18 protein-coding genes are annotated in these 12,180 nt (G+C 70.8%); all 18 read left to right on the top strand.

Annotated elements, in window-relative coordinates; genetic code table 11:
• Positions 1–6 precede the first annotated feature (6 nt).
• The 18 genes from IEZ05_RS24300 (at position 7) to IEZ05_RS24385 (ending at position 12,146) form a co-directional block, all read left to right on the top strand.
• Positions 7–243, top strand: coding sequence for a hypothetical protein (locus IEZ05_RS24300; protein ID WP_189232350.1), 237 nt, complete (start codon positions 7–9; stop codon positions 241–243).
• Positions 244–311: 68 nt separating this feature from the next.
• Complete coding sequence (locus tag IEZ05_RS24305) at positions 312–662, top strand: hypothetical protein (RefSeq protein WP_189232351.1); 351 nt, start codon at positions 312–314, stop codon at positions 660–662.
• Positions 663–1,377: 715 nt separating this feature from the next.
• Positions 1,378–1,644: a hypothetical protein gene (locus IEZ05_RS24310; RefSeq protein WP_189232352.1), complete on the top strand. Its 267-nt coding sequence runs from the start codon at positions 1,378–1,380 to the stop codon at positions 1,642–1,644.
• A complete protein-coding gene (locus tag IEZ05_RS24315; protein ID WP_189232353.1) occupies positions 1,641–1,943 on the top strand; it encodes an HNH endonuclease in 303 nt (100 codons plus the stop codon). Before IEZ05_RS24310 ends, IEZ05_RS24315 begins: the two co-directional genes overlap by 4 nt.
• Before the next feature lie 290 nt (positions 1,944–2,233).
• Positions 2,234–2,824: a bifunctional DNA primase/polymerase gene (locus IEZ05_RS24320; protein WP_189232354.1), complete on the top strand. Its 591-nt coding sequence runs from the start codon at positions 2,234–2,236 to the stop codon at positions 2,822–2,824.
• Between the two features lie 50 nt (positions 2,825–2,874).
• Complete coding sequence (locus tag IEZ05_RS24325; RefSeq protein WP_189232355.1) at positions 2,875–3,597, top strand: hypothetical protein; 723 nt, start codon at positions 2,875–2,877, stop codon at positions 3,595–3,597.
• Positions 3,597–4,091, top strand: coding sequence for a phage terminase small subunit (locus tag IEZ05_RS24330; RefSeq protein WP_189232356.1), 495 nt, complete (start codon positions 3,597–3,599; stop codon positions 4,089–4,091). The genes IEZ05_RS24325 and IEZ05_RS24330 overlap by 1 nt, the downstream gene beginning before the upstream one ends.
• A gap of 15 nt (positions 4,092–4,106) precedes the next feature.
• Positions 4,107–5,783: a terminase gene (locus tag IEZ05_RS24335; protein WP_189232357.1), complete on the top strand. Its 1,677-nt coding sequence runs from the start codon at positions 4,107–4,109 to the stop codon at positions 5,781–5,783.
• Positions 5,784–5,798: 15 nt separating this feature from the next.
• Entirely contained in the window at positions 5,799–7,232 is a 1,434-nt protein-coding gene (locus IEZ05_RS24340) for a phage portal protein (protein WP_189232358.1), read from the top strand.
• Positions 7,222–8,028, top strand: a complete 807-nt coding sequence (locus IEZ05_RS24345) for a hypothetical protein (RefSeq protein WP_229869838.1) — start codon at positions 7,222–7,224, stop codon at positions 8,026–8,028. Before IEZ05_RS24340 ends, IEZ05_RS24345 begins: the two co-directional genes overlap by 11 nt.
• A 62-nt stretch (positions 8,029–8,090) precedes the next feature.
• On the top strand, positions 8,091–8,837 hold the full coding sequence (locus tag IEZ05_RS24350; protein WP_229869839.1) for a hypothetical protein: 747 nt from the start codon (positions 8,091–8,093) through the stop codon (positions 8,835–8,837).
• 14 nt (positions 8,838–8,851) lie between these two features.
• Positions 8,852–9,241: a head decoration protein gene (locus IEZ05_RS24355; protein WP_189232360.1), complete on the top strand. Its 390-nt coding sequence runs from the start codon at positions 8,852–8,854 to the stop codon at positions 9,239–9,241.
• Positions 9,242–9,256: 15 nt separating this feature from the next.
• Positions 9,257–10,312, top strand: a complete 1,056-nt coding sequence (locus IEZ05_RS24360; RefSeq protein WP_189232361.1) for a major capsid protein — start codon at positions 9,257–9,259, stop codon at positions 10,310–10,312.
• Entirely contained in the window at positions 10,312–10,656 is a 345-nt protein-coding gene (locus IEZ05_RS24365; RefSeq protein ID WP_189232362.1) for a hypothetical protein, read from the top strand. The genes IEZ05_RS24360 and IEZ05_RS24365 overlap by 1 nt, the downstream gene beginning before the upstream one ends.
• A 4-nt stretch (positions 10,657–10,660) precedes the next feature.
• Positions 10,661–11,110: a hypothetical protein gene (locus IEZ05_RS24370; RefSeq protein ID WP_189232363.1), complete on the top strand. Its 450-nt coding sequence runs from the start codon at positions 10,661–10,663 to the stop codon at positions 11,108–11,110.
• The gene (locus IEZ05_RS24375; protein WP_189232364.1) at positions 11,107–11,466 is read left to right on the top strand and encodes a phage head completion protein; all 360 of its coding nucleotides are present in this window, start codon (positions 11,107–11,109) and stop codon (positions 11,464–11,466) included. The genes IEZ05_RS24370 and IEZ05_RS24375 overlap by 4 nt, the downstream gene beginning before the upstream one ends.
• Positions 11,467–11,469: 3 nt before the next feature.
• Complete coding sequence (locus IEZ05_RS24380) at positions 11,470–11,739, top strand: hypothetical protein (protein ID WP_189232365.1); 270 nt, start codon at positions 11,470–11,472, stop codon at positions 11,737–11,739.
• Positions 11,739–12,146 carry a hypothetical protein gene (locus IEZ05_RS24385; protein WP_189232366.1) on the top strand — a complete coding sequence of 136 codons (408 nt, stop codon included), beginning with the start codon at positions 11,739–11,741 and terminating at the stop codon, positions 12,144–12,146. The genes IEZ05_RS24380 and IEZ05_RS24385 overlap by 1 nt, the downstream gene beginning before the upstream one ends.
• Positions 12,147–12,180 lie beyond the last annotated feature (34 nt).

The raw sequence follows: 12,180 nt of genomic DNA on the forward strand, positions 1-12,180 counted from the left end.
CGGCCCATGACCGCACGCGAGGACATCCTGACCGGCAAGTGGCAACAGGATCGCGACCCGATGGCACAAGCACTCAGACTCGGCGAGCTGCTCGACCTGGTCGAGCGCGAGCACGCCCATCAGCTCGCAGAACAGATCCGTGCCGATGCGCGGTCCCGGCATGACCGCGACTTCAGCGACAACCGGATCTTCCGTCTCACGGGCGCGCAAGCCGCTGCGGACCTGATCGACCCGGAGAAGTAGCACGACGACATCCTGCGCCCCGTACCGCCCGCTCGCGGTACGGGGCGCCGTCACGAGAGGATGCGACCATGCCGAACCCGCTCACCCCTGAACAGGCAGCCGAACTGCTCGCGATCCCCGAAGAGGACGTTGAGACGTTCGTGCGGCTCGTCGACGCCCTACGCACCCCCGACGCCCGCGCCGCCGAAACCGCGCGGCTACGCGCAGAACTCGACGCCGTGAACGACGCCCTGCACGACGGAGGCGTCGACTACCCGCAGGGAGCAGCCGGCGTGCGCGATCTCGCCGCCGCGCTCCAGTTGGCGAAGGAGGACGCCGAGCCCGGCGAGTACCGGATGAGCACCCGCCCGCGGGGCGACGGACCGGCCGACGACGGCGGCGGGTTCGTCGACGACTTCACCTCGGGGCGTCCCGACTGACACGAACCCCTTGACGAACCATCCGACGCCCCGTTCGGCAACCGCCGGGCGGGGCGTCGCCGCACCCCGACTCGGGCGAATGGTGCACAACGGGCAACGCTCGATTGTGAGTTGCGACACATTTCTACCCGGCGGTAACGAGTGCCCCGACGCCCCGCCGATCGTCCGGAGCGACCCATTCCGAGGCCAAACGGCGCGCAGTTTCGATAGAAACGAAATAGAAACGCGCGTGAATTGCACGCTACATCTATCGGCAAACGAAACACATTACCGCAGGTCATCGCGTTGTGTCCCCGGGGGACTCCCCGGTCCCTCGCGCGCGCGTGTTCCCCTCCCCTCCCTACCGGTCTATGGCGGGGGTAGAGAGATCACCTACCGGTAGTAGCGGGCGTGCGAACCGAGCTCACTCACTGCCGCCCACCGAAATCTGGGCTTGCAATCCCGCCGAGGTGTCGCCAATCTTGGGCCTAGACCGGCATGCCCAAACGCCGGAACACGAACTCTCAGCAGCGCCCCCGACGCCGACACACCGGCCGGGGGCGCTGCTCATTCCCCCCACACCACAGACCGGCCGGACAACCCCCCGTCCCGGCCGGCACGGCGCCGTCTCCCCATCCGGTCCGAGGCGGCGCCGCCCCAACTCGCGCGGGGCGGAACCGATACGAACTCTGGCGGGTTTGCTGCCCGCCCCGCGCGTACTCCCCGGGGGCACACCATGCGGATCCGCATCACCCTGCAGATCGACACCCACCCCCGAACACGCACCTCCCGGGCCGACCGCACACCCCCCACCGACGACGCCACCCCCACCGGCGACACACCCCCCACCACCGACGCCACCCCCACCGACGAGCAACCCCCGTTCGGGTTCAGCCTCGACGGCGTCAGCCTCAGCAGCGACACCGAACGCGCCGAGCCGTACGACGACGGATGCGGCGCCGAATACGAAGACGACGACGAACACGGAGACACGCAGCAGTGAGCGGCGGATGGGTAGGCAGCAACAGACGGGCCGAGCTGCCGGCCGACTGGTACACCACGATCCGACCGCTCGTCCTACAGCGCGACGAGTACCGATGCCGCAACCGCATCGACGGCAGACCATGCGGACGACGCGCCAACCAGGTCGACCACATCGGTGACAAGCACGACCACAGACCCGAGATGCTGCAGGCACTGTGCGTCGACTGCCACGCACACAAGAGCAGCAGGCAGGGCAACGACGCCCGATGGGCCGAGCGGACGACGCGGCCCCCGGAGCGGCATCCCGGTCTGATCTGATCTCGATCCGTACCGAGATCGCCGCCGCCCCCCTGGGGGGTGACTCCCCTCCCCGCCCCCATCGGGGGCCCGGGAGGTGCTGTGGGGCTGGTTCTGTACGGGTCTGGGGAAAGCGGCCACGCTGCGGGGCGTGGGCGGCCCGCTGCGGGGCGGGCAGGAGGGCGGCCGGCTGATTCGATGGCGCGCGGTTGGGGTGCCGCACAGAGCCTCTCAGCCGGTCGACTCTCCGATGCGAGACTGATACACGCAGGTCAGAGCGCTGTAGCCGTTACACCCGGTAGGATGGGGGCATGCCCAAGACGACGCCCCGCTGCCAGCACGAGCCGTGCCGCGGCCCGATGCCGGTCACGGCACGCGCCGACGCCCGGTACTGCTCGGGCCGCTGCCGCACCGCGGCGTGCAGAGCGCGGAAGACGATCCCGACCGAGCTCACGAGCCGGCCACGATGGATCCGGCGCACCGCCCGTAAGGTGCCGCTCACCGTGCACGGCGACGTCGCGAGCAGCACCGACCCGGCGACCTGGTCGCGGCACGCGTACGCGGCGGCGAGCACGGCCGGTGTCGGCCTCGGGTTCGTCCTCGACGGCGACGGCGTCGTCTGCCTCGACCTCGACCACGCCCTCGACGACGGCGAGCTGCTGCCGTGGGCACAGGCCATCGTCGACGCGGCCGGGCCGACGTGGGTCGAGGTGTCGGCGTCCGGCACGGGCCTGCACATCTGGGGCCGCGGGTCGCTGCCGCACGGCCGGCGTATCCCGATCGGCTCGGGCTCGGTCGAGTTGTACGGCATCGGCCGGTACATCGCGGTCACGGGGCGGACGTTCGGCGGCACGCCGCGTCGGCTCGGGGACCTGCAGCACGTAATCGACGAGCTGCTGTAGCGCCCGGCACGGGTCGCGCGGCGGCGCACCCGACACGGGAGGTACAGCACATGACACGCCTGCAGATCCTTGAACTGCCCGAGGGGGCCGACGACTCGCGGCCGCCGTTCGTGCTCGTCGTCGACGAGACGCTGCCGCAGCGTGTTGTGATCGGCATGGATCACGGAGCGGTGCCGGACTACTGGCAGCGGGTCGCCGCCGAGATCGGGGCGCGCGGTGTGATCGTGACCCCCGAGACGGTCGAGATCCCCGCGAACGACGTCGCGGACTACCGGGCCGAGTCGTTCGTGCCGGACCCGGCCGAGGCGTTGCGTCGGCTGGCCACCCTCGACGACGAGAGTGAGCAGCGGGCGCGGCACCTTGAGAACAAGCTGAAGGAGTTCGCCGAGGCGCACTATCGAGAGAACCTCGACCGCATGGACGCGGTCACCGATGCGCTCGGGTTCGACCGGCTGCGGGATTGGGACGAGATCGTGTCGGCGATCAGGAGGCAGCGGCAGATCGCCGCCGACGGCGAGCACGTATTCGGCGAGCCCGGATATCAGGACCCGCAGCGCTGCGCGCAGTGCGGGCTCGACCGCAACTCGTGGATCATGCAGCGGGACACGCGTACGTGTAGCACGGTGCGAGCGGACGCCGAGTCAGGGCACGAGTTCCGACCCATCGGCGCGCGTGATGAGCTCGCCTGTCTCCGGTGCGGCATGCCCCGGATCGAGTGGGCGGTACGTCGCGACACCCCGCAGTGTGACGTCGTTCGGCAGGGGGGCGAGTGATGGCAGGCATGGGACCGGCGCCGAAGCCCGAGGGGCGGAAGGCACGGCGGAACAAGGACACCATCGCGCAGACCGTGCTCAGGTGGGAGCACGCCGAGGCGCCCGAGCTGCCCGAGTTCCGGATCGAGCGTGACGGCGACCTGGTCGAGTTCGTGTGGCCCGAGCGCACGCGCGAGTGGTGGCAGATGTGGATCGACTCGCCGCAGGCCGAGCACTTCGGTTCGTCCGACTGGGAGTACCTACTCGACACGGCGCTGATCCACGCCCGCTACTGGATGGGGAACCTGTCGCTTGCCGGTGAGCTGCGGCTGCGCGTCTCCGAGTTCGGGTCGACGCCGGCGTCGCGGGCGCGGCTGCGGATGGTGTTCGCCGAGGCGGACGACGCCGACCAGGGGCGCGGCCGGTCGGGGGCGCCGTCGGCGCGGGAGGTGTACGGGAACCTGCGGCCGATCACCGGCGGAAAGAGTGAGCCGGGCACGAGCCGCGGCGCGTAGCGAGGGGGGTCGGCCATGCCGTGGCGCGGCCCGGAGTACGAAGGCGAGCGCCCTACGCTCGGTTGGTACGTCCTCGACTGGATGATGCAGAACCTCGCGCAGCCCGGCCGGGACGACGGCGAGCCGTTCGTGCCGACCCGTGAACAAGCCGAGTTCCTGCTGCGCTACTACGAGGTGCACCCGGTCACCGGCCGGCGGATCATCCGCCGCGGGCTGCTGTCGCGGCCGCGTGGCTGGGGGAAGAGTCCGTTCGTCGGGGCGATCGCGCTCGCCGAGGCGTGCGCCGACGTCGTCGCCGACGGATGGGACGCGTACGGCGAGCCGGTCGGCCGGCCGTGGCACTCGAAGCGGACGCCGCTCGTACGTATCGCCGCGGTGACCGAGCAGCAGACCGACAACACATGGATTCCGTTGCTGGAGATGGCGCGGGGCGGGTCGCTCGCAGCCGACTACGGGCTCGACGTCCTCGACACCGTGATCTACCTGCCGCGTGGGGAGATCAGCCCGATCACGTCGTCGTCGACGAGCGTCAAGGGCGACCCTGCCTGTTTCGCGTCGCTCGACCAGACCGAGGAATGGCGGGAGTCGAACGGCGGCGTCCGGCTCGCGCAGGTGATGCGGGCGAACGCGACGAAACTCGGCGGCAGCCTGATCGAGACGCCGAACGCTTTCACGCCCGGCGAGGGATCGGTCGCCGAGCGGTCGGCCGCGGACTATCAGGCCATTATCGACGGCCGGTCGCGGGCAAAGGGCATCCTGGTCGACCACCGGGAGGCGCCGCCGGACACGGACATGAGCGACGAGCGGTCGCTCGTCGAGGGCCTGCGGTACGCGTACGGCGACAGCAGCGATCACCCCGACGGGTGCGTGCTGCACGATCCGCCGTGCGCGCCCGGGTGGTCGCCGATCGAGGGCATCACGGAAGCGTTCTACGACACGAGCAACGAAGTGCAGGACCTGCGGGCCGACTTCCTGAACCAGATCACCCACGCGTCGGACGCGTGGCTGACGCAGCCCGAGGTGCGGGCGTCATCCGACCTCGGCAAGGTAGTGCAGCCCGGCGAGCGCATCGTGATCGGGTTCGACGGGTCGCGGAAGCGCGCCCGTGGGGTGACGGACGCGACGGCGCTGATCGGCTGCCGACTGTCCGACGGGCACGTGTTCACGATCGGTGTGTGGGAGCAACCGAAGCGGCCCGAGGTCGGGCCGGACGGCAAGCTGATCGAGTGGCAGGTGCCCGTCGTCGAGGTGCTCGCCGCGGTGCACGAGGCTTTCGCGACGTACGACGTCGTCGGCATGTACGCCGACCCTGCCAAGTGGGAAAGCCACGTCGCGGATTGGGAGGCGGCATACGGGCCGCGGCTGCAGGTGCAGGCGACCCGGCAGCACCCGATCGAGTGGTGGATGACGGGCGGTCGGTCGCTGCTGATCGTGCGGGCGCTGGAGAAGTTCCACACCGCACTGACCGAGGGCGAGTTGACGCACGACGGTTCGTCGGCGCTCGTCCGTCACCTGCTCAACGCGCGCCGGCGGAAGACCCGCAGCGGAATGCAGATCATGAAGGCGCACCCCGACTCACCAGACAAGATCGACGCCGCGGTCGCCGCGGTGCTGGCGTGGCAGTGCCGGCTCGACGCCATCGCGAAGGGCATCGCGGCCGAAGAACCCGAGATGTACGGCGGCACGTTCTGACAGGAAGGGGGCGACATGCTCGACGAGACGCCCGAGCTCGACAATCCCGACTACATGCTGCTGCGTCTCGGGCGTCGGCTGCGGAAGCGGCAGGGCGTGCTCGACGAGTGGTGGCGGTACTACCGGGGCCGGCCGCCGCTGCCGATGCTGCCGAAGAACGCCGAGGCGGCGTTCCTGGAGTTCCAGCGGAAGGCGCGCACGAACTTCTGCGGGGTGATCGCAAACAGCACCGTGCACCGGCTGCGCGCCCTCGGCGTGACCGGCCGGGACGGCGAGCCGGACGCGAACGCGTCGCGGTGGTGGCAGCTCAACCGGCTCGACTCGCGGCAGAAACTCGTATGGCGCGTCGCCATGGCGCAGAGCGTCGGGTACATGCTCGTCGGCGAGCATCCGACCCGCACCGAGGACAACGGCCGCCCGTCGCCGCTGATCACCGCCGAGCACCCGCGGGAGGCGATCGTCGAGCGGGATCCGGCGACAGGTGAGCCGTATGTCGGTGTCCGGGCGATTCACGACGACGTCGACGGCTACGGCTACGCGTGGGTGCTGTACGACGACACCCGGTACGCCTACCGGACGCGCGAGCGGTGCACGCCGAACCGGCTGCCCTGGGGCCCCGACTCATGGGAACCGCTCGACGACGGCGTCGAGCACGACCTCGGCGGCGTGCCCCTGATCGAGTTCGCGCGGATGCCCGACCTCGGCGAGGACCCCGAACCCGAGTTCGCCGCCGTGATGGACGTGCAAGACCGTGTCAATGCGGGCGTGCTGAACCGCATGAGCGCGAGCCGCTACTCGGGGTTCCGGCAGAAGACGGTCACGGGACACAAGTTCGCGAAGCGCACCGACCCGTCGACCGGGCTCACGGTCGTGGATCAGCCGTTCGTACCAGGCCCGAACAGCGTGTGGGCGTCCGAGGGTGAGAACACGAAGTTCGGGCAACTCGACGCCACCGACCTGAGTGGCTTCCTGAAGGAGCACGCGAGCGACGTCCGCGACATGCTGATCATCAGCCAGACCCCCGCGTACTACTACGCCGGCGACCTGGTCAACATCTCGGCGGACACGGTCGCCGCGCTCGACCTGCTGCACGTCGCGAAGTGCCGCGAGCACATCTCGAGTTTCGGCGAGGGCCTCGAAGACGTGATGACGCTCGCGGCGGCGCAGGCCGGTGTCGCCGAGGACTACACCGAGGCAACAGTGCGATGGGCTGCCCCGGAGTACCTGAGCCCGGCTGTCATGGCCGACGCGGCGGTGAAGAAGAGGAGCATCGGATACCCGCTCGACATCATCGCCGAGGACCTCGGAGAGACCCCGGAGCGGGTGCGCCGGATCAACGCGAGCGCCGCGGCGGCCGCGCTGCTCGGCGCCTCGCTGCTGCCGGCGAACCCGGCGCCGACCGCGGGCAACACTCTGCCCGACGACGGAGGGGCGGCCGGTGGCGAATGAGGCGCTGCAGGCGGCGCTGAACGAGCGGTACGACAGCATGTCGCAGTCGCTGCGCGACAGGTTGATCACGTTCGTCCTGGACGCGTTCGACAGCCTCGGCTCGTACCGCGACGCGGACGCCGCGGTGTTTATCGAGCGGGTACTGCCGGTCGTGCTCGCCGCGCAGCAGACCATGGGGCAGATCACCGACGCGTATCTCGCGGCGATGGTCGCCGACATGCTCGGCGGCGCTGCGGCCCCGGTGGGCGTGCAACTCGACGAAGCGCTGCGCGGCGTCGACCCGGCCGAGGTGTACCACCGGCCGTTCGTCACCATGTACAGCGCACTCGCCGCCGGCCACGACTACGCGGCGTCGCTCGGCGAGGCACGCACGCGGCTGCTGTCGATCACGGAGACCGACCTGCAGCTCGCCCGTACGCATGCCGCGCGGCAGTCGATGACGCGCAGCGGCGCGAAGTTCTTCCGGCGCCGGCTCACCGGTTCGAAGAACTGCGCGCTGTGCGTGATCGCCAGTACGCAGCGGTATCGGGTCGAGAACCTGATGCCGATTCATCCGGGCTGCCATTGCAAGCCCGAGCCGCTGCCCGGCAACCGGGATCCGGGGCAGATCATCGACGAGGACCTGCTGAAGGAGGCGCACGACGCCGTCGCGAAGGGCATCGGCACGTCGGACGCCGGCGGCCGGGCCCCCGACTACCGCGAGGTCATCGTGACGCGGCAGCACGGCGAGTACGGGCCGCTGCTCGCCGTGGCCCGCCATGAGTTCACCGGGCCGGACGACATACCGAGCCCGTGACCCTGCGCCGCCACGGCGCACCACTGCTCACCCACCCCGACACGGGAGACACCACCATGCGCATGAGCACTCTGCCCCGTCATGCCCGTACCGGGCTGCTCGCCGTCGGCTGGCGTAAGCCGCGCCGCGGCGAGGACGGCCCGCAGCCGGTTTGGCCGATCCTCGGCGGCGCCCCGGGCGACGACGACGGAGACGGCGACGACGGCGACCAGGACGACACCGACGACGAGTCCGACACGGACGACGACGCCGACAAGGGCGACGACGGCGACGACAAGGTCGACCACAAGTCCGAGGCGGAGAAGCACAAGGCACTGTCCCGTAAGTGGGAGCAGCGCGCGAAGGCGAACGCGGCCGCCGCGAAGGAACTCGCGAAGCTCAAGCGCGAGGGAATGAGCGACCTTGAGAAGAAGGTCGACGAGGCGGTGTCGGCGGCCCGCGCCGAGGAGCGTGTGAAGGCCGGCGAGCGGGTCGCCCGCTCGGCATTCCTCGCCGCGGCCAAGGGCCGGCTCGACAGCCCGCGGGACGTCGCCGAAGAGCTGAACCTGCGTAAGTACGTCGACCCCGAGACGGGCGACGTCGACGACGACGCGATCGCCGAGCTCGTCGACAAGATCGCCCCGAAGCAGTCCGACACGGACGACGACGACCAGGACGAGCGCGACACGCGCCGCCGGCGTCGGCAGGGACGCGGCTACCAGGGCGCACGCAACGGCAGCGGCCGCAGCAAAGACAGCAAGCGAGGCACGGTCAACGGCGACGAGCTGTTCGAGGAACTGCTCGGCCGCAAGCCTGCCCGCTCTACATGACCTAGGGAGAAACCATGGACCTGAGTCTGACGACTCAGACGTTCGGGGTGGACGATCAGTCGTGGCTCGGCAGCGAGCACGGCACGCAGGCAACCGAGCCCGTCACCCTCGACACGTCGACGTTCACCGCCGGCACGCACTACCCGAACGGCTACTTCCGCAGCGGGATCCCGCTCGGGCAGATCACCGCCGGCGGCAAGTTCGGCCCGTACGACGGCGCCGCGACCGACGGCCGCGAAACGCTCGTCGGGTTCCTGTACGCCGCGGTCCAGGCGCCCGCGTCGAACACGGTCGACGTCGCCGGCGCCATGCTCGTGCACGGCAAGGTCCGTGCGTCGCGGCTGCCCGTTCCCGTCGACGCCGCCGGCCGCGCCGACGTCGCCGGCTCGATCCGGTTCATCTGAAAGGGGGCGGTCTAGATGGCATGGGTGCTGGACACCGACTACATCGAGCCCGAGGAACTGACCGCGGTCATCCGGGCGTCGCTCGCCGAGCAGCAGGTGAACCGCTTCACGCTGGCCCGGTGGCTGCCGAACGTGGCTGTCGACGACATCACGTTCAAGTTCAGCAAGGGCGGCACGGGCGGGCTCGCCGAGGCGAGCGTCTACCGGTCCTGGGACACCGAGTCGCGCATCGGCCGCCGCGAGGGCGTCGCGCAGGTCATGGGCGAGCTGCCCCCGATCAGCGAGAAGATCCCGCTGAACGAGTACGACTCGCTGCGGATCCGGTCGCTCGACAACGCGAACCCGATGCGCCGGGCGATCGCCCGCGACGCGTACCGGCTCGCGACGAACATCGCGGCGAGGTTCGAGCTCGGCAAGGGCGAGGCACTCGCGAACGCGCAGTTCACGATCAACGAGAACAACGTGCAGCTCGCCCCGGTGCAGTTCGGCCGGAAGCCCGAGCACAGCGTGACCGCCGCGGTGCTGTGGTCGGATCACGCGAACGCGCGTCCGCTCGACGACCTCGAAGCGTGGGTGCAGGTGTACGTCGACACGAACGGCGCCCCGCCCGACCGGGCGCTGATGCCCCGTACCGTGCTCGCGCACATGCGGCAGTGCGACCAGGTCGTACGGCAGGTGTACCCGCTCGCCCCGGCCGGGTCGGCGCCGATGGTTTCCGTCGAGCAGCTCAACACGGTTCTGTCGGGCCTCGACCTGCCGGCCGTCGAACTCAACGACGCGCGGGTGTCTGTCGACGGCACCGCAACGCGGGTCATGCCGGCCGACGCGCTCGTGTTCGTTCCCGCCCCGGGCGCGACGGACGCGGCCCAGCCGACCGACCTCGGCGGGTTCCTGCTCGGCACGACCGCCGAGTCGCTCGAACCGGAGTACAGCGCGGTCGCCGAGCGGGCCGGCGTCGTCGCCGCCACGTGGAAGACGAAGGACCCGGTGAGGCTGTGGACGCACGCGGCCGCGGTCGGCATGCCGGTCGTGCGCGAGCCGAACCTGACGCTGAAGGCGGTGGTGATCTGATGGCACGCCGGCTGAACTCGTACGTGCACGTCGACGGCGTCGCCTACGGGCCCGACGACGACGTGCCCGCCGACGTCGCGAAGCGGATCGGTGACCACGCGTGGGAGTCGGACGACGACCAGGACGGCGACGAGCCGGCCGCCGTCGGGTTCGACGACCCGGGCACGCGTGAGAACACGACGGGCCCGACCGTCGAGGCGCCGCCCCGCTCGGGCCGCGGCAGCAGCGTCGACGCATGGCGGCAGTTCGCCGAGCAGTGCGACCTCGACGTGCCGGCCGACGCGACCCGCGAGGACATCATCGCGGCCGCCGAGGACGCCGGCATGATCGAGCGGGAGGCGTAGGGCAGTGGCGGCAGCGTACGCAACGGTCGCAGACTACGAAGCGCGCGCCGCCGTCACCCTCGCCGAGGGCAGCCCGCGGCGCGCGCAGGTCGAGGCGTACCTCGACGACGCGTCGGCGCTGATGCGGCGGCATATCCCGCCGGGGTACGAGCCGGACGCGGCGACGCTGAAGGCGATCGCCGTGTCGGTGGTGCGCCGGGTGATGGCCAACCCGGGCGGCTACCGGCAGCGGACGATCGGCCAGTACTCCGAGTCGCTCGGCGAGGACGGCGGGCTGTACCTGACCGACGACGAGAAGGCGCAGCTGCAGCCCGAGGACACGACCGACCCGGGCGCCGACGCCGCCTACTCGATCGGGCTGCGCGACGACGGGCTGCCCGGCTGGCGGGACGATCCGTTCCCGAGCACGCCGTACGATTCGGCGCCCGGGTTTTGGGCCGGTGGTGTGTGGTGATCGACGAGTCGGTGCTGCCGCACCTGGTCGAGGTCGAGCACCCCGCCACCCGCACGGACCGCTACGGCAACGAGGTGGCCGACTGGACGCCGGGGCAGACCGTGCGCACCGCGGTGTGGGCGTGGGTGCAGCAGAACATGAGCAGCGAGGACAACGACCAGCGGGCCGCGCAGCTCGGCGAGTGGACGCTGCTGTGTAACCCGATCGACGCCACCGGGCAGCCGCTCACGGTGTACGGCGCCGACCGCGTGCACTGGGGTGCGCTGCGCTTCGAGGTGAACGGCCCGCCGGGGCCGGCGTACACGCCGACCGAGCTGCACCACTACGAGATCAGGCTGAAGACTGTGGAGGGGTGACGCATGGCGGGCTCACGGTTCGTACCCAACCGGCAGAACATCGCGTCGTTTCTGCGCACCCCGGAGACGCGGGCGCTGATCGAGCGGAAGACGCGGGCGGTCGCCGACGCGGCCGCGCAGGCATCGGAGGGCGGCGGGCAGTTCCGTGTCGACGTCGAGACGGGCGACCGTCGGGTGCGTGGCGCCGTGATAGGCGACTACTCGACCAGCGACCCCGAGGTGTCGCGGCGGGCGCTGCTGCGCGCGCTGGACGCCGCGCGGGCGGTCGAGTGATGGGCGGCCCGATCATCGGCTTCCCGGACGGGGTGGCGGTCGTGCGGGCGTACCTGCGCGACGCACTCGTCGCCCGCGGCATCGACGTGCCGGTCGGTACCCGCGTGCCCAACCCGCGGCCGGCCCGGTTCGTGCGACTGGAACGGATCGGCGGAACCCGACTCGACCGGATCACCGACCGGCCCCGGATCGATGTGCACTGCTGGGGCGCGGACGACGAGCAGGTCGCCGACCTGGTCGGCGTCGTGCGGCCGCTGATGCTCGCAATCCCCGGATACCGCGGAGTGACCGCGTACGACGTCGCCGAGGTCGGCGGCCCGAACACGCTGCCCGACCCGGCGAGCGATCAGCCGCGGATCGTGTTCGCCGTCGAGGTGTCGCTACGCGGCGCCCCGCTCGCCCCGTGACAACGGCTCACCCGCCGCAATGACCAACCACCCC

It is taken from the genome of Streptomyces flaveolus, from assembly GCF_014648815.1.
In the GTDB taxonomy this organism is placed as follows: domain Bacteria; phylum Actinomycetota; class Actinomycetes; order Streptomycetales; family Streptomycetaceae; genus Streptomyces; species Streptomyces flaveolus.